This window comes from Oleiagrimonas soli, from assembly GCF_000761445.1.
Lineage (GTDB): Bacteria > Pseudomonadota > Gammaproteobacteria > Xanthomonadales > Rhodanobacteraceae > Oleiagrimonas > Oleiagrimonas soli.
Map to the genome: position 1 here is coordinate 1,457,844 of NZ_KN196470.1, position 15,686 is coordinate 1,473,529.

Sequence of the window (15,686 nt, forward strand, 5' to 3'; positions counted from 1 at the left end):
GGAGACGTCGTTCCCGCACAGATGAGCGTGCTCGTGGACGGATTCTTTTCGCGCATGGCGCAGATCGACCGCGATCAGCACGCGCCCGAGGAATGGGCGGCGCTGCTGGTGGAACTGTACGGTTTCATGCGCCAGCGGCCGCATCATGGCCGTGCGCATCTGCGCATCTTCAATCCGGAGCGCGAGCAGGCCGGCTGGGGCGGGCTGCGCACCACCGTGCAGGTGGTCACCGACGACATGCCGTTCCTGGTCGATACGCTGACCATGGTCGTCGCGCGCGCCGAACTGGAGGTGCACATGGTGGTGCACCCGGTGTTCGCCGTGCATCGCGACGAGTCCGGCACGCTGCAGGAGATCAGTAGCGAAGGCGTGGACCAGGCGCATGAATCGGTCATGCATCTGGAGATCGATCGTCTGGCCGATGACGAGGCCTGCAAACGTCTGCGCGAGGACCTGGAAGCATCGCTGGCCGATGTGCGTCTCGCGGTCGAGGACTGGCGCAGCATGCGCGACATGATGCTCGACATCGCCGAGCAGCTGCCGCGCCGCGAACTGCCGCTGGACGAAGCCGCGGTGTCCGAGGCGCAGGCTTTCCTGCAATGGGCGGCGGACGACAACTTCACCTTCCTCGGCTATCGCGAGTACGAGGTCGCCGATGTCGACGGCGACGAAGTCCTGCGCACGGTCAAGGATTCGGGGCAGGGCATTCTGCGCGACGACAGCCGCGCCACCGCGCCGCGTTCGCTGAAGACGCTGGTGGCCTCGCGGCTGCCGCAGTCGGGTGCGATGGACGCGATCATCCTGACCAAGACCAATGCCCGCTCGCGCGTGCACCGCCCGGGTTACATGGACTACATCGGCGTGCTGCGTTTCGACGCCGAGGGCCGTCCGGTCGCCGAGCAGCGCTTCCTCGGCCTGTTCACCTCCACGGCGTACACCAAGCGCCCGCAGGAGATGCCGCTGGTGCGCCTGAAGTACGAGTCGGTGATGCGCCGTTCCGGCCTGCGCCGCGACGCCTACTCCGGCAAGGCGCTGCGCCACATCCTTGAGACGCTGCCGCGCGACGAACTGTTGCAGGGTTCGCCCGACGAGCTGTTCGACGTCGCCATGGGCGTGCTGGAACTGAAGGAGCGTGCGCGTGCGCGCCTGTTCGTGCGCCGCGACCAGTACGGTCGTTTCTTCTCCTGCCTGGCGTTCATTCCGCGTCAGCGCTTCAACACCACGGTGCGTCATCGTCTGGAGCGCATGCTGTGCGAGTCGCTGGACGGCGAGTCGCTCGATTCCAGCGTGCTGATGGGCGAGGCCGCACTGGCGCGCCTGCATGTCGTGGTGCGCCCGAAACCCGGCGACGTGCCGAGCTTCGACACCGCCGCGCTGGAAGAAGAGCTGGTCGGCATCGTGCGCAACTGGCAGGACGACCTGCGCGACAGTCTGGTGCACGAGCTCGGCGAAGCCGAGGGCATGGCGCTGGCGAACCGTTACGGCGCCGCGCTGCCGGCCGGCTACATCGAGGAAGTGTCCGCCGATGTCGCCGCCGCCGACGTGCAGGCGCTGGCGCAGCTGGACGACGACCAGGCCGTGCGCATGTCGTTCTACCGGCCGCAGCAGCAGCCGGATCAGCTGCGCTTCAAGGTCTACCGTCGCGGTGTCGACATTCCGCTGTCGGACATGCTGCCGCAGCTGGAGAACCTCGGCCTGCGCGTGCTCACCGAGCATGTCTACGACATGCGCGTGGACGACGTGCGCCTGTTCATCCAGGATTTCGAGGTGCGCGCCGACGGCGACCTGCTGTTCCCGGTCGATCAGGTCGGCGGTCATTTCGAAGACGCCTTCGAGAACGTGTGGCGCGGCAACGCCGAAAGCGACGGCTTCAACCGTCTGGTGCTCGGCGCGCTGTTGCACTGGCGTCAGGTCGCCATGCTGCGCGGCTACTGCAAGTACCTGCAGCAGGTCGGCATCGCCTTCTCGCAGAGCTACATGGAGGAGACGCTGAACCGCTATCCCGGCATCGCCAATCTGCTGGTGGAGCTGTTCAACGCCAAATTCGACCCGCGCCGCGAGACGCGCAGCGAGGACGAGCTGGCCGCGCACGAGGGACAGCTGCGCCGCGAGATGGAAACGCTGGTGCCGGCATCGCTCAGCGGCGACCGTGCGGCGTTCATCGACCGCGTGGTCGGCGCGCTGCGTCTGGGTCGCGACGAGCAGATCGATGCCTACTGGCAGGCCATCAAGGTGCTGCTGGACGACGTCGCCAGTCTCGATGACGAGCGCATCATCAAGAGCTACATGGACGTGATCCGCGCGACCCTGCGCACGGGTTACTTCCAGCGTCCGGACGGCGCCGCGCGTCACTACATCAGCTTCAAGTTCGATTCCTCGCTGGTGCCCGACGCGCCCAAGCCGGTGCCGTACCGCGAAATCTTCGTCTACGGCCCGCGCGTGGAAGGCATCCATCTGCGCTTCGGCGCGGTCGCTCGCGGCGGCCTGCGCTGGTCGGACCGTCGCGAGGACTTCCGCACCGAGGTGCTGGGTCTGGTCAAGGCGCAGATGGTCAAGAACACCGTCATCGTGCCGGTCGGCTCGAAGGGCGGCTTCTTCGTCAAGCAGCCGCCCGAGAGCGGCGAGCGCGAGGCGATCCAGGCCGAGGGCGTGGCTTGCTACCGCATGTTCATCGAAGGTCTGCTGGACATCACCGACAACCTCGTCGACGGCAAGGTCGTGCCGCCGCAGGATGTGGTCCGTCACGATGCCGACGATCCGTACCTGGTCGTGGCTGCCGACAAGGGCACCGCGACGTTTTCCGACATCGCCAACGGCATCGCCGTCGATCACGGCTTCTGGCTCGGCGACGCCTTTGCCTCGGGCGGCTCGAACGGCTACGACCACAAGGGCATGGGCATCACCGCCAAGGGCGCGTGGGAGTCGGTCAAGCGCCACTTCCGTGCGCTGGGCCGCGACTGCCAGAGCGAGGACTTCACCTGCGTCGGCGTCGGCGACATGTCCGGCGACGTGTTCGGCAACGGCATGCTGTTGTCGCGTCATATCCGCCTGCTGGCCGCGTTCGACCATCGCCACATCTTCCTCGATCCGGATCCGGATGCGGCCACGTCCTTCGCCGAGCGCGAGCGCATGTTCAAGCTGCCGCGTTCGAGCTGGGAGGACTACGACAAGAACCTGATCTCCGAGGGCGGCGGCGTATGGCCGCGTTCGGCGAAGTCGATCCCGGTGTCCGAGCCGGTGCGCAAGGCGCTGGGTCTGCGCAACGACGTCGAGCAGCTTTCGCCCAACGAGCTGATGAACGCGATCCTCAAGGCGCCGGCCGACCTGCTGTGGAACGGCGGCATCGGCACCTATGTGAAGGCCTCCAGCGAGACGCATGCCGACGCCGGCGACCGCGCCAACAACGCACTGCGCATCGACGGCAACGCGCTGCGCTGCAAGGTGGTGGGCGAGGGCGGCAACCTGGGCCTGACCCAGAAGGGCCGCATCGAGGCCGCGCTCAACGGCGTGCTGCTGAACACCGACTTCATCGACAACTCGGCGGGCGTGGACACGTCCGACCACGAGGTCAACATCAAGATCCTGCTGGGCGATGCCGTGCATCGCGGCGAGCTCGACACCGACGGTCGCAACCAGCAGCTGGCGGCGATGACCGACGAAGTCGAGCGCCTGGTGCTGTGGGACAACTACCGCCAGAACTACGCCATCACCCTGATGGAACACATGGCGGCCAAGCGCATCGGCTCGATGGCGCACTTCATCCGCACGCTGGAAGCCGAAGGCCTGCTCGACCGCCAGGTCGAGTCGCTGCCCAGCGACGCCGAGCTGACCGAGCGCAAGACGCGTGGCCTGGGCCTGACCCGGCCCGAGCTGTCGGTGCTGCTGTCGTACGACAAGCTGAAGCTGTTCCAGCAGCTGCTGGATTCGGACGTGCCGGAAGATCCGTACCTGTCGCGCGAGCTGGCCCGTTACTTCCCCGAGCCGCTGCGCACGCCGTACGCCGAACACATGCAGCGTCATCGCCTGAAGCGCGAGATCATCGCCACCGCGGTGACCAATTCGACCATCAACCGCATGGGCGCGACCTTCATGATGCGCATGGCCGAGGACACCGGCCAGTCGCCCGCGGCGATCGCCAAGGCCTTCACCGCGGCCCGCGAGATGCTCGAAGCGCGCGCACTGTGGGCCGACATCGAGGCGATGGACGGCAAGGTTTCCGAAGACACCCAGATCGACGCCATGTTGCACATCTGGGGCCTGCTGCGGCACCTGACCCGCTGGCTGCTGACCCGTCCCGGCGGCACGCTGGACATCGCTGCCAATGTCGAACGCTACCATCCCAGCATGCGCGCGCTGCGCGAGGCGCTGCCGGGCGCGCTGACGCCGACCGGCCGTTCCGATTTCGAGGCCGGGCAGGAGAAATGGGAAGGTCTGGGCATGCCCGCCGACCTGGCTTTGCGCCTGGCGCGGATTCCGCTGCTGCGTTCGAGTCTGGACATGGCCGAGGTGTCGGTGCAGAGCGACAAGCCGGTCGAGCAGGTCGCCAGCGTGTTCTTCGGGCTGGCCGGCGCGCTGGATCTGGACTGGCTGCGCGGGCAGATCGAGGCGCTGCCGGTTGAGAGCAGTTGGCACGCACAGGCGCGCGGTTCGCTGCTGGAAGAACTGAGCCAGCAGCATCGCGCCCTGTCGGCGCAGGTGCTGAGCTTCGCCGGCGACCGTCGCGGCGCGGACGCGGTGGCGGCGTGGCTGGATCGCGACGATGCGACGCTGCGGCACACGCGCGCCATGCTGGCCGACATCCTGACCCAGAACGCGGACTATCCGATCGCCTCGGTGGCGGTGCGTCGCCTGGCGCAGCTGGCGCAGATGCCGCTCCACTGAGTTAAGCTCGGACAGGTTGCCGCTGACCGGACCGTTGTCGATGCAGATCGCGATCGTCGCCAGTCAGGCGCCGGCCGCCCGCGAGGCGGCCGAGCACCTGCTAGCGCAGTATGGTTCCGTGTCGCCGCACGAGGCCGACGTTATCGTCGCCCTCGGCGGCGACGGTTTCATGCTGCGCACGCTGCACCAGTACCTCGACCTGGGCAAGCCGTTCTACGGCATGAAGCTGGGCCGGGTGGGTTTCCTGATGAACCAGTACCGCGACAACGACCTGGAGTCGCGCCTGGCGCGCGCGCATCCGGCCGTGCTGCATCCGCTGGAAATGCGTGCGACCACGGCAGACGGCGAGGAGTGCGTCGAGCTGGCCTTCAACGAAGTCTCGCTGCTGCGCCAGAGCAATCAGGCGGCGCACCTGCGCATCACCCTGAACGGCGACGAGAAGCTCGACGAACTGGTGTGCGACGGCATCCTGGTCTCCACGCCGGCCGGTTCGACGGCCTACAACCTGTCGGCGCACGGTCCGATTCTGCCGCTGGACGCCAATGTGCTGGCGCTGACGCCGATCAGCCCGTTTCGTCCGCGGCGCTGGCGCGGCGCGATTCTGCCGTACACGACCCGCGTCGGCCTGCGCAGCCTCGACCCGGACAAGCGCCCGATCAGCGCCACGGCCGACTATCACGAAGTGCGCAACGTGCTGAGCGTGGAAGTGCGTCAGTCCGGCCAGCACGCGGTGCGTCTGCTGTTCGATCCCGAACACAATCTCGAACAGCGCATCCTCGACGAGCAATTCCTGCTCTGAGCAGGGCGCTGCGCTCGCGATCGGCGGTGCGGCGCACTACACTTCCCGACGTGCCAGACAGCGTGCGAGGAAGCATCGCAGGATTGGCGTCGTTCACGAAGGCCAGCGCCCGTCGAGCGCATCCGTGCTGCCCGCGCCGCATGGCCCCACTCATCCAGCAGGACCGCTCTTGAGTCAGTCACCCAACGCCCATTCCGCGACCTCGGTCCGCGACGACCGCCTGATGGTGGCGATTTCCTCGCGTGCGCTGTTCGATCTGGGCGACAGTCACGAGTTGTTCGAGCGCGAGGGGCTGGACGCCTACCGCAGCTTCCAGATCGAGCACGAGAACGACATTCTGGCACCCGGCGTGGCGTTTCCGCTGGTGCAGAAACTGCTCGGCCTGAATGCGTTGAGCGGCGACAAGCCGCCCGTGGAAGTGATCCTGCTGTCGCGCAATTCCGGCGACACCGGGCTGCGCATCTTCAATTCGATCCAGCACTACGGGCTGAACATCGCCCGCGCCGCCTTCACCAGCGGCGCGCCGACCTCGGACTACATCCGCCCGTTCGGCGCCGACCTGTTCCTGTCGGCCAACGCCGAGGACGTGGGCCGGGCGCTGCGCGCGGGCGTTGCCGCGGCGACGATCCTGCCGTCGACCGCGCCGCCGCGGGTCAGCGAGCAGCTGCGCATCGCCTTCGACGGCGACGCGGTGATCTTCGGCGACGAAGGCGAGCGCGTGTCGCGCGAGGAGGGGCTCGAAGCCTTTCATCGCAGCGAGACCGAGCGCGCCGAAGAACCGCTTTCGGTGGGACCGTTCCGCGGTTTCCTGGCGGCCCTGCATCGGTTGCAGGCGGCATTTCCGGCCGAGGATTCGCCGATCCGCACTGCGCTGGTCACGGCGCGCTCGGCGCCGGCGCACAAGCGCGTGATCCTCACCCTGCGCCGCTGGGGCGTGCGCATCGACGAGGCGCTGTTTCTGGGCGGACGCGACAAGGGGCCGTTTCTGGATGCCTTCGGCGCCGACATCTTCTTCGACGATTCGCCGGCCAACGTGGAGTCCACGCGCCGCCACGTGGCGACGGGACATGTGCCGCACGGCGTCTCGAACACGGAAGAAGACGCCTGATCTTATTTCCTTTTAATCAGCGGTTTGCGCTGATTTTCTGCGTGCCTGTCGATGTGTGTTCGCAGGATGCTCGCGCGCGACCATGCGTGGATCCAGGCGCACGCCGAACCAGTTCATGCCCCAGTGCACATGCGGGCCGGTGGCGCGCCCGGTCATGCCGGACAAACCGACGATCTGGCCCTGGCGCACGCGCTGTCCCGGCGTCACGTCCAGCTTGTCCATGTGCAGCATCACCGAACTGACGCCGAAGCCGTGATCGATGATGACGGTGTTGCCGCTTAGATACAGCCGCTTGGCCAGAGTCACGATGCCGGCCGCGGGCGCCTTGACCGGCGTGCCGCGCGGCACGGCGATGTCGACGCCCGAATGCGGCGCGCGCGGCACGCCGTTGTAGATGCGCTGACTGCCGAAGCGACCGCTGATGCGCCCGTGCACCGGCCACACGAAACCTTCCTCGAAGTCCTCGCGAGCGTCGTTGCGGGTGCGTGCGGCGGCGACCAGCTTGCGCTCGCGGGCCATGCGTGCGGCGATGGCCGGCGGCGGGCGCACCGTCTTCGGCGGCACGCCATTGACGCGTTCGGTCGGCCAGGTGCGCGAGCGCACCGCGATGTGCTGGACCTGCGGCGGATGTCCCGGACATGCGCTGCGGACCTGCAGCGGACCCTCCGCGTCGCGACCCACGCCGAACGCGAACCGTCCGTCGGCGCCAACGCGCAGGTCGCGCCCGTCGTAGCTGACCCGGCATGCCGCCGGCGCGCGGCCGATCACCAGCCCGCCCTGCGGCACTTCGCGCGGCAGCTGCAGGACGGCCGCGCGGGCCTGCGGCAGGGGTAGCAGAAGGGCGCTGGCTGCCAGCAGGTGTCGTAGGCGCAAGCGGCTTCGGGACCGGATCATGCGGCGTCCTTTCCGTGAGCGCGGCAACGCGCTAGTCTGAAGGTTTGCGGGACTGGATCCATGCCGCCGCTGCACAAAGGCTGGCAGCGCAGAATGCGCCAGCCGGCCAGGATGCTGCCACGCAGGGGACCGAACCGCGCCACCGCGACGCGCGCATATTCGGAGCAGGTCGGGTGGAAGCGGCAGCGTTGCCCGAGCAAGGGGCTGAGCAGCCGCTTGTAGAGGGCGAGAAGAAAAAGGATGATGCGGGTCAAGATCGGTTCCGGGGGGCATCCGACAGTTGTCCGGAGATCAACCGAAGGGCAGTTGCTGGTGTCGGAGAACTAGGCTATAACACCCGGCCGCCGACCTACAATGGTGAGGGAGCATGGCGAAATCAACGCGTAGTGCCTCCAGTAAGGCACGCAAGACCACGACCGCGACCCGAGATAGGGACGCGAAAACCCGTAAGCGTACGGTAGCGGCCAGCACCACCAAGGCAGCCAAGAGCGGCAGCAAGTCGACCGCCAAGAAGACGGCAGCGAAGAAGGTCGTCAAGAAGGCCGCCGCCAAGAAGGCTGCGCCGAAGAAGGTTGCCGCGAAGAGGCCCGCTGCGGCGAAGAAGTCCGCGAGCAAGAAGCCTGCGGTCAAGAAGTCGGCCGCGAAAAAAACCGTCGCCAAGAAGGCGGCCAGCAAGAAACCCGCGGCGAAAAAGGTCGCGCCGAAGAAAACCGTTTCCAAGAAGAGCGCGGCGAAGAAGGCTCCGGCCCCATCCGCTGCATCGAAGAAGCCCGCCGCGAAGAAACCCGTGGCCGGCAAGAGCACGGCACGCAAGACAGCGGTCAAGGCATCGCCGGCCGGCAAGACATCCACCCCACGCAAGGCGGCTTCCAAGAAGTCCGCTTCCACCCCGTCTCCGTCCTCGCAAAGCAGCGCCAAGGCGACGAAACCGGCCAGCAAGGCCGCATCGCCGTCCAAGGCTCCGAGCAAGGGCAAGAGCAAGCAGAGTCAGAAAGAACGTCCACGCATGGCCATTGTCGCACCGAACAACGAACCGAGCGTTACCAAGGAAGACGGCCGCTACGCGCTGCCGGCTACCGTCGTCATCGATCTGCCGAAGGGCTACAAGCCCAGCGGCAGCGAGGAATACATGAACCCCAAGCAGCTTGCGTACTTCCGCGACAAGCTGCGCACCTGGCGCGACCAGTTGGTCGAGGAATCGCGTCAGACCATCGACAACCTGCGCGGCGAAGTGCGCGATGTCGGCGACGAGGCCGAGCGCGCCACGCGCGAGACCGAGAACTCGCTGGAACTGCGCACGCGCGATCGCTACCGCAAGCTGATCTCCAAGATCGACAAGGCCCTGCGCCGCATCGAGGAAGGCCGCTACGGTTTCTGCGAGGAAACCGACGAGGAGATCGGTGTCGAGCGTCTGGAAGCACGTCCCATCGCGACCCTGTCGCTGGATGCCCAGGAACGTCGCGAGCATCTGCAGAAGCAGATGGGCGACTGATTCCGGCATCGCCGACGAAAGACAACGAAAAGCCCCGCTCGATGCGGGGCTTTTCGTCGTTGCGGGATGCGCAAAGCGAGCGGGCGTCGGTCAGGCGGCGTCGGCCAGTGCCTCGGCGGCGTAGCCCTTGAGCGTCTTCAGCATCGCCACCAGACCGTTGGAGCGGGTCGGCGACAGGTGCTTGGCCAGGCCGATGGCCTCGATGTAGGTCGGCTCGGTGTCGAGAATTTCCTGCGCGCCGCGGCCCGAGTAGACGCGCAGCACCAGCGCGATCAGTCCGGAAACGATGGCCGAATCGCTGATCGCGCGGAAGCGCATGCAGCGGGCGTCGCCCTCGGGCACCAGCCAGACCTGCGATTGGCAGCCGTGCACCTTGAACTCCTCGCGCTTGAGCGCATCGGGGAAGTCCGGCAGCTTGCGGCCGAGGTCGATCAGGTACTGGTAGCGCTCGCTCCAGTCGCTGAAGAAGGCGAATTCGTCGGCGATGTCCTGTTGCGCCTGCGCGGCGCTGGGGGTGGTGTCATTCATGCGCGCATTATCGCGCAGACGCGGCGCAGGCGGAAACGACGCTCAGGAACGCAACGTGCTCCAGCGCGTGCCATCGGCGCCGTCCTCGATGCTCACGCCCATCGAGGCGAGCTGGTCGCGGATGGCATCGGCGCGGGCCCAGTCCTTGCCGGCGCGCGCTTCGTTGCGCGCGGCGATCAACGCTTCGACATGCTCCGCGTCGACGCTGTCGGCGCCCTGACGGAACCATTCCTCGGCCGGCTGCTGCAGCAGACCGAGCGCCGCGCCGGCGCCGAGCAGGGCGGATTTGGCCGCCTTGCGCGCGTCCTCGCCCTCGGCTTTGCGCGCCTGGTCGGCCAGCGCCGACAGTTCGGCCAGCGCGATGGGCGTGTTGAGGTCGTCGCACAGCGCCTGTTCGATGGCGTCGGGGATCGGCTGCACGGCTTCGTCGGTCTGCACGTCGGCCAGATCGCGCAGCACGCCGTACCAACCGTCGAGCGTGCGCACGGACTGCTCCAGCGCCTCGTCGGTCCAGTCCAGCGGCTGGCGGTAGTGTCCCTTCAGCAGCAGCAGGCGCAGTGCTTCGGGCGGGTGCTGGTCGAGCAGGGTGTGCAGCTCCAGCACGTTGCCCAGCGACTTCGACATCTTGCGGCCGCCGAACGTCAGCATGCCGTTGTGCAGCCACCAGCGCGCGAACACCTTGCCGCCGTGCGCGCAGGTGCTCTGCGCGATCTCGTTCTCGTGGTGCGGGAAGGTCAGGTCGACGCCGCCGGCGTGGATGTCGATGGTTTCGCCCAGGTGCGCGGCGCTCATCGCCGAGCACTCGATGTGCCAGCCGGGGCGGCCGCGGCCCCACGGGCTGTCCCAGCCGGGCAGATCGTCGGTGGACGGCTTCCACAGCACGAAGTCGGCCGGATGGCGCTTGTACGGCGCGACCTCGACGCGTGCGCCGGCGATCATTTCCTCGGTGGACCGACCCGACAGCGCGCCGTATTCGGCATAGGAATCGACGTCGAACAGCACGTGCCCCTCGGCGGCGTAGGCGTGGCCGTCGGCGATCAGGCGCTCGATCATGGCGACGATCTGCGCCATGTGCTGGGTCGCGTGCGGTTCGATGTCGGGCGCGCCGACGCCCAAGCGGGCCATGTCCTCGCGGTAGGCAGCGGCGTACTTGTCGGTGATCTCGGCGATGGGCACGCCGGCCGTGCCGGCGGCGGCGTTGATCTTGTCGTCGACGTCGGTGATGTTGCGGGCGAACACCACCTTCGGATAGTGCCGGCGCAGCAGCCGAACCAGCACGTCGAACACCACCGGGCCGCGTGCATTGCCGATGTGCACGTAGTTGTAGACCGTCGGTCCGCACAGGTACATCGTGACCTGTTCCGGCTGCAGTGGCTGAAAGGGCTCGACGCTTCGGGTCAGGGTGTTGTGCAGGCGGATGGGCATGGCGCGGGTGGGCATGGCAAGGGGTGGTCCGTCACGGTCAGAGCGGACGATCTTAGCAATTCGTCCCAACGATCGGCACAGAAGATCCCGATCTAAGCGTGCGTTCAGGCTCGCTTTGGTGCAATGCGTTCAAACGAGAAGCACGACGGGCGATACCGTCGCATTCGTTCGAGGTCCTCCATGAAAAAGCTATTCGTCTTCCTGCTGATCGCCCTGCTGTCCGGCACGGCGGCGTTTGCGCAGGATGCGCCGCCCCCCGGCAACGGCAACACCCACTACGGCTGGGCCGACGTGCTTCGCGTCGATCCCGTCTACCGCACCGTGCAGGTCAACCAGCCACAGCAACAGTGTTACGACCAGCCGGTGGTGCGCGAAGAGCGCCACAGCAGCGCGGCCGGCACCCTGTTGGGTGCGGTGGTCGGCGGCGTGCTCGGCAACACCATCGGCAAGGGTGACGGCCGCAAGGCCGCGACCGTGGCCGGCGCGGTTGCCGGCGGCGCCATCGGCAATCGCGTCAGCGGCGGCGGCACCCGTACCTACGAAGGCACCGAGACGCGCTGCCAGAACATCAATTCGGTCAGCGAAGAACGGCGCGTGATCGGCTACAACGTCGAGTACCGCTATCGCGGCGATGTCTACGTGTCGCGTCTGGACTACGATCCGGGCGACCGCCTGCGCATCCGCATCAGCGTCTCGCCGGTCGACTGACCGGAGCCGACGCAGCGATGTCGTCCCCGACGGCACGCGCTTCCAGACGGAAGCGCGTGCCGTTTCTCATGTCCGCCGCCCGGGCATGCGCCAAGTCTTGCGCGCGGCGGGCCGATCGTGTACTTCTATGCGTTCCATGCCACGAGCACGACACGTGAAGCCGTCCCATACCGCCGCCCCCGCGATCCTGACCAGCGCCCGCATGGCCGCCGGCATGACCTCGCGTGCGCGCCGACCGGAAAGCTTGTTTCCGGCCGGGTAGGCTGTCGCGTGCTGTTCGACGATCACGACGAAAACCCGGCCCCGCGCCGGGTTTTCCTGTTTCCGGCCCACGAACATTCCCCGTACACGGATACCCCATGAGCCTTCGCCACTTTCTCAACACCCAGGACTGGTCGCGCGACGACCTCGACGCGCTGCTGGCGCAGGCCGCCGCGTTCAAGCGTTCTCCGCAGGGTCGCGCGCTCGAGGGTCGCTCCATCGCGCTATTGTTCTTCAACCCGTCGATGCGCACCCGCACCAGTTTCGAGCTGGGCGCGCATCAGTTGGGCGGCAAGGCGATCGTGCTGTCGCCGGGCAAGGACGCATGGCCGATCGAGTTCGAGGTCGGTTCGGTGATGGACGGCGAGGCCGAAGAGCACATCGCCGAGGTGGCGCGCGTGCTCAGCCGCTACGTCGACATGATCGGCGTGCGCGCCTTCCCGAAATTCCAGGACTGGCAGGTCGATCGCCAGGACCGCGTGCTGAAGTCCTTCGCGAAATACGCCACGGTGCCGGTGGTGAACATGGAGACGATCACGCATCCGTGCCAGGAGATGGCGCACATCATGGCGCTGCAGGAACACTTCGGCACGACCGATCTGCGCGGCAAGAAATACGTGCTGACCTGGACCTACCATCCCAAGCCGCTCAACACCGCCGTCGCCAATTCGGCGCTGACCATCGCCACCCGTTTCGGCATGGACGTGACCCTGCTGTGCCCGACGCCGGACTACGCGCTGGACCCGCGCTACATGGACATCGGCGCGAACAACGCCGCCGAGAGCGGCGGCAGTTTCCGCATGAGTCACGACATCGAGGAAGCCTATAGCGGCGCGCAGGTCGTCTACGCCAAGAGCTGGGGCGCGATTCCGTACTTCGGCCGCTGGGATCAGGAGAAGCCGATCCGCGACGCGCACAAGCACTTCATCGTCGACGAGGCGAAGATGGCGATGACCGACGACGCGGTGTTCAGCCACTGCCTGCCGCTGCGCCGCAACGTCAAGGCGACCGACGCGGTGATGGACTCGCAGGCCTGCATCGCCATCGACGAAGCCGAGAACCGCCTGCACGTGCAGAAGGCGATCATGGCCGCGCTGGCCGGGCAGGGCTGACGCACGCATGTACGCACCGGAACATTTCAGGGAACTGCGCGCCGAGGCGCTGGCGGACATCATGCTGGGCTATCCGTTCGCGACGCTGGTGCTCGCCGACGCGAACGGGATGCACGCCAATCCCGTGCCGCTGCTGCCGGGCGCCAACGGCCGTCTGCGCGGACACGTCGCGCGCGGCAATCCACTGGCGCAGGCCGACGGCGCCGAGGTGCTGGCGATCTTCCACGGTCCGGACGGCTACGTCAGCCCCGGCTGGTACGCGACCAAAGACGACGAGGACGGTCGCGTGGTGCCGACCTGGAACTACGCCATGGTGCAGGTGCACGGGCGCATCCGCGTCACCCACGACCATGGCTGGCTGCGGCGTCTGCTGACCGATCTCACCGACCGTCACGAACTGGGCATGGAAACGCCGTGGAGCGTCGACGAGGCGCCGGCCGACTACATCGAGACCCAGCTGAAGGGCATCGCCGGGCTGGACATCGCCGTCGAGCGCGTGGAAGGCAAGTTCAAACTCAGTCAGAACCATCCCGTGCGCAACCGCGTGGGCGTCATCCAGGGGCTGCGCAAGCGCTCCGGCGAGCGCGACGAGGCACTGGCCACGCTGATGCTGCGCTACGGCAAGGAGACGTCCGAATGAGCGATCTGCACACGCATCGCTACGCCGTCGAACTGGCCTGGACCGGCAATCGCGGCGAGGGCACGCGCGACTACCGCGCCTACGGCCGCGACCACGTGCTGCGCATCGACGGCAAGCCCGAATTGGCGGCCTCGTCGGACCGCGCCTTCCGCGGCGACGCCTCGAAGCACAATCCCGAGGATCTGCTGGTGGCGGCGTTGTCGAGCTGCCACATGCTGTCCTACCTGCACATGGCCACCACGGCCGGCGTCACGGTCGTCGCCTACGAGGACCGTGCCGAGGGCGTCATGCGCACCGAAGGCAACGCCGGTCGCTTCGTCGAAGTCGTGCTGCATCCGCAGGTGACCATCGCCGCCGGCAGCGACGCCGAACGCGCCGCGGCGCTGCACGAAGACGCACACCACGCCTGCTTCATCGCCAACTCCGTCAACTTCCCCGTGCGCTGCGAGCCGCGCATCGACACCGCTTCCCCTTGAACCGTTCCCCAGGAATTCCCCTCATGAGCCAAGACATCGTCCTCGCCTTTTCCGGCGGCCTCGACACCAGCTTCTGCGTGCCGTACCTGAAGGAGCGCGGCTACGCCGTGCACACCGTGTTCGCCGATACCGGCGGCGTGGACGCCGAGGAGCGCGCCTTCATCGAACAGCGCGCCGAAGAGCTCGGGGTCGCCAGTCATGTGACCATCGACGGCGGTCCGGCGATCTGGAACGGTTTCGTCAAGCCGTTCGTGTGGGCGGGCGAGGGCTATCAGGGCCAGTATCCGCTGCTGGTTTCCGACCGCTACCTGATCGTCGAGGCGGCGCTGAAGCGCGCGGCCGAGCTGGGCACCAAGGCCATCGCGCACGGTTGCACCGGCATGGGCAACGATCAGGTGCGCTTCGACCTGACCGTGAAGGCGCTGGGCGATTTCGACATCGTCGCGCCGATCCGCGAAATCCAGAAGGAGCACACCCAGACCCGCGCCTACGAGCAGGCCTATCTGGAAGAACGCGGCTTCGGCGTGCGCGCCAAGCAGCAGAGCTACACCATCAACGAGAACCTGCTCGGCGTGACCCTGTCCGGCGGCGAGATCGACCGCTGGCAGGCGCCGGGCGAAGGCGCTCGCGGCTGGTGCAAGCCGCGCGCCGAATGGCCGTCCGAAGCGCTGGAGGTGAAGCTGAGCTTCCGCAACGGCGAAGCGGTGGCGGTCGATGGCGAGTCGCTGGCCGGACATCAGATCCTGGCGCGCCTGAACCGGCAGTTCGCCGCCTACGGCGTCGGTCGCGGCCTGTACACCGGCGACACCACCATCGGTCTCAAGGGCCGCATCGTGTACGAGGCGCCGGGCCTGTTCGCGCTGCTGGCCGCGCACCGCGCGCTGGAAGAAGCCGTGCTGTCGAAGGCGCAGAATCGCTTCAAGCCGCTGGTGGCCAAGCAGTGGGTCGAACTGGTTTACGAGGGCTTCTTCCACGATCCGCTGAAGGCCGATCTGGAAGCCTTCCTGGCGTCCAGCCAGCGCTGCGTCAACGGCACCGTCACGCTGCGCACCGAAGGCGCCAAGGTCGATGCCGTCGGCGTCGAATCGCCGCACATCCTCAACGCCAAGGGCGCGACCTACGCGCAGTCGGCCGACTGGGGCGTGGAAGAGGCCGAGGGCTTCATCAAGCTGTTCGGCATGAGTTCGTCGCTGTGGGCGGAAGTGAACCGTGGAGTAGGCGGGTGAGTCACTGGGTCCCGGCGTGCGCCGGGATGACGACCGAAGGGAATGCCCGTGGTGCGACCCAAGGGAATGCCCGAGGTGTGACCGAAGGATGGGCTATCCATGAAGGCGACATAGCTTTTCAGCCGTCATCCCGGCG

13 protein-coding genes are annotated in these 15,686 nt (G+C 67.3%); 9 read left to right on the forward strand and 4 right to left on the reverse strand.

Going from position 1 to position 15,686, the window contains the following annotated elements; genetic code table 11:
- Positions 1-21: 21 nt before the first annotated feature.
- The 3 genes from LF63_RS06405 to LF63_RS06415 all read left to right on the forward strand — a co-directional run bounded on the left by LF63_RS06405 (position 22) and on the right by LF63_RS06415 (position 6,788).
- Complete coding sequence (locus tag LF63_RS06405; RefSeq protein WP_043100445.1) at positions 22-4,881, forward strand: NAD-glutamate dehydrogenase; 4,860 nt, start codon at positions 22-24, stop codon at positions 4,879-4,881.
- Positions 4,882-4,921: 40 nt separating this feature from the next.
- Positions 4,922-5,680, forward strand: coding sequence for an NAD kinase (locus LF63_RS06410; RefSeq protein WP_043103316.1), 759 nt, complete (start codon positions 4,922-4,924; stop codon positions 5,678-5,680).
- Positions 5,681-5,903: 223 nt separating this feature from the next.
- On the forward strand, positions 5,904-6,788 hold the full coding sequence (locus LF63_RS06415) for a 5'-nucleotidase (RefSeq protein ID WP_184655117.1): 885 nt from the start codon (positions 5,904-5,906) through the stop codon (positions 6,786-6,788).
- Between the two features lie 12 nt (positions 6,789-6,800).
- Here the strand turns inward: LF63_RS06415 and LF63_RS06420 are convergent, their stop codons facing one another.
- A complete protein-coding gene (locus tag LF63_RS06420; protein ID WP_081945119.1) occupies positions 6,801-7,682 on the reverse strand; it encodes a M23 family metallopeptidase in 882 nt (293 codons plus the stop codon).
- On the reverse strand, positions 7,679-7,939 hold the full coding sequence (gene yidD / locus LF63_RS06425) for a membrane protein insertion efficiency factor YidD (RefSeq protein ID WP_184655115.1): 261 nt from the start codon (positions 7,937-7,939) through the stop codon (positions 7,679-7,681). Before yidD ends, LF63_RS06420 begins: the two co-directional genes overlap by 4 nt.
- Positions 7,940-8,049: 110 nt before the next feature.
- Here yidD and dksA point away from each other — a divergent pair, with 110 nt between their 5' ends.
- Positions 8,050-9,174: an RNA polymerase-binding protein DksA gene (gene dksA / locus LF63_RS16475; RefSeq protein ID WP_081945120.1), complete on the forward strand. Its 1,125-nt coding sequence runs from the start codon at positions 8,050-8,052 to the stop codon at positions 9,172-9,174.
- Between the two features lie 90 nt (positions 9,175-9,264).
- Here dksA and LF63_RS06440 read toward each other — a convergent pair whose 3' ends face one another.
- Positions 9,265-9,702: a SufE family protein gene (locus LF63_RS06440; protein ID WP_043100450.1), complete on the reverse strand. Its 438-nt coding sequence runs from the start codon at positions 9,700-9,702 to the stop codon at positions 9,265-9,267.
- 42 nt (positions 9,703-9,744) lie between these two features.
- Entirely contained in the window at positions 9,745-11,127 is a 1,383-nt protein-coding gene (gene cysS, locus LF63_RS06445; RefSeq protein WP_043103323.1) for a cysteine--tRNA ligase, read from the reverse strand.
- A gap of 180 nt (positions 11,128-11,307) precedes the next feature.
- On the opposite strand from cysS, the gene LF63_RS06450 reads away from it, so the two are divergent.
- The 5 genes from LF63_RS06450 to LF63_RS06475 all read left to right on the forward strand — a co-directional run bounded on the left by LF63_RS06450 (position 11,308) and on the right by LF63_RS06475 (position 15,550).
- Complete coding sequence (locus LF63_RS06450; protein ID WP_043100452.1) at positions 11,308-11,835, forward strand: glycine zipper 2TM domain-containing protein; 528 nt, start codon at positions 11,308-11,310, stop codon at positions 11,833-11,835.
- A 359-nt stretch (positions 11,836-12,194) separates the two neighbouring features.
- Complete coding sequence (locus tag LF63_RS06460; protein WP_043100456.1) at positions 12,195-13,208, forward strand: N-acetylornithine carbamoyltransferase; 1,014 nt, start codon at positions 12,195-12,197, stop codon at positions 13,206-13,208.
- Between the two features lie 7 nt (positions 13,209-13,215).
- Positions 13,216-13,848 (forward strand): FMN-binding negative transcriptional regulator, encoded by a 633-nt coding sequence (locus tag LF63_RS06465; protein WP_043100458.1) that lies wholly within the window; start codon positions 13,216-13,218, stop codon positions 13,846-13,848.
- Positions 13,845-14,324: an OsmC family protein gene (locus LF63_RS06470; protein ID WP_043100460.1), complete on the forward strand. Its 480-nt coding sequence runs from the start codon at positions 13,845-13,847 to the stop codon at positions 14,322-14,324. The genes LF63_RS06465 and LF63_RS06470 overlap by 4 nt, the downstream gene beginning before the upstream one ends.
- Before the next feature lie 23 nt (positions 14,325-14,347).
- A complete protein-coding gene (locus tag LF63_RS06475) occupies positions 14,348-15,550 on the forward strand; it encodes an argininosuccinate synthase (protein WP_043100461.1) in 1,203 nt (400 codons plus the stop codon).
- Positions 15,551-15,686: the final 136 nt, after the last annotated feature.

Bases quoted from the DNA above. Each gene is read 5' to 3' on its own strand.
- LF63_RS06405 (WP_043100445.1), top strand. From the start codon at position 22: ATGAGCGTGCTCGTGGACGGATTCTTTTCGCGCATGGCGCAGATCGAC.
- LF63_RS06410 (WP_043103316.1), top strand. From the start codon at position 4,922: ATGCAGATCGCGATCGTCGCCAGTCAGGCGCCGGCCGCCCGCGAGGCG.
- LF63_RS06415 (WP_184655117.1), top strand. From the start codon at position 5,904: ATGGTGGCGATTTCCTCGCGTGCGCTGTTCGATCTGGGCGACAGTCAC.
- LF63_RS06420 (WP_081945119.1), bottom strand. From the start codon at position 7,682: ATGATCCGGTCCCGAAGCCGCTTGCGCCTACGACACCTGCTGGCAGCC.
- dksA (WP_081945120.1), top strand. From the start codon at position 8,050: ATGGCGAAATCAACGCGTAGTGCCTCCAGTAAGGCACGCAAGACCACG.
- LF63_RS06440 (WP_043100450.1), bottom strand. From the start codon at position 9,702: ATGAATGACACCACCCCCAGCGCCGCGCAGGCGCAACAGGACATCGCC.
- cysS (WP_043103323.1), bottom strand. From the start codon at position 11,127: ATGCCCATCCGCCTGCACAACACCCTGACCCGAAGCGTCGAGCCCTTT.
- LF63_RS06450 (WP_043100452.1), top strand. From the start codon at position 11,308: ATGAAAAAGCTATTCGTCTTCCTGCTGATCGCCCTGCTGTCCGGCACG.
- LF63_RS06460 (WP_043100456.1), top strand. From the start codon at position 12,195: ATGAGCCTTCGCCACTTTCTCAACACCCAGGACTGGTCGCGCGACGAC.
- LF63_RS06465 (WP_043100458.1), top strand. From the start codon at position 13,216: ATGTACGCACCGGAACATTTCAGGGAACTGCGCGCCGAGGCGCTGGCG.
- LF63_RS06470 (WP_043100460.1), top strand. From the start codon at position 13,845: ATGAGCGATCTGCACACGCATCGCTACGCCGTCGAACTGGCCTGGACC.
- LF63_RS06475 (WP_043100461.1), top strand. From the start codon at position 14,348: ATGAGCCAAGACATCGTCCTCGCCTTTTCCGGCGGCCTCGACACCAGC.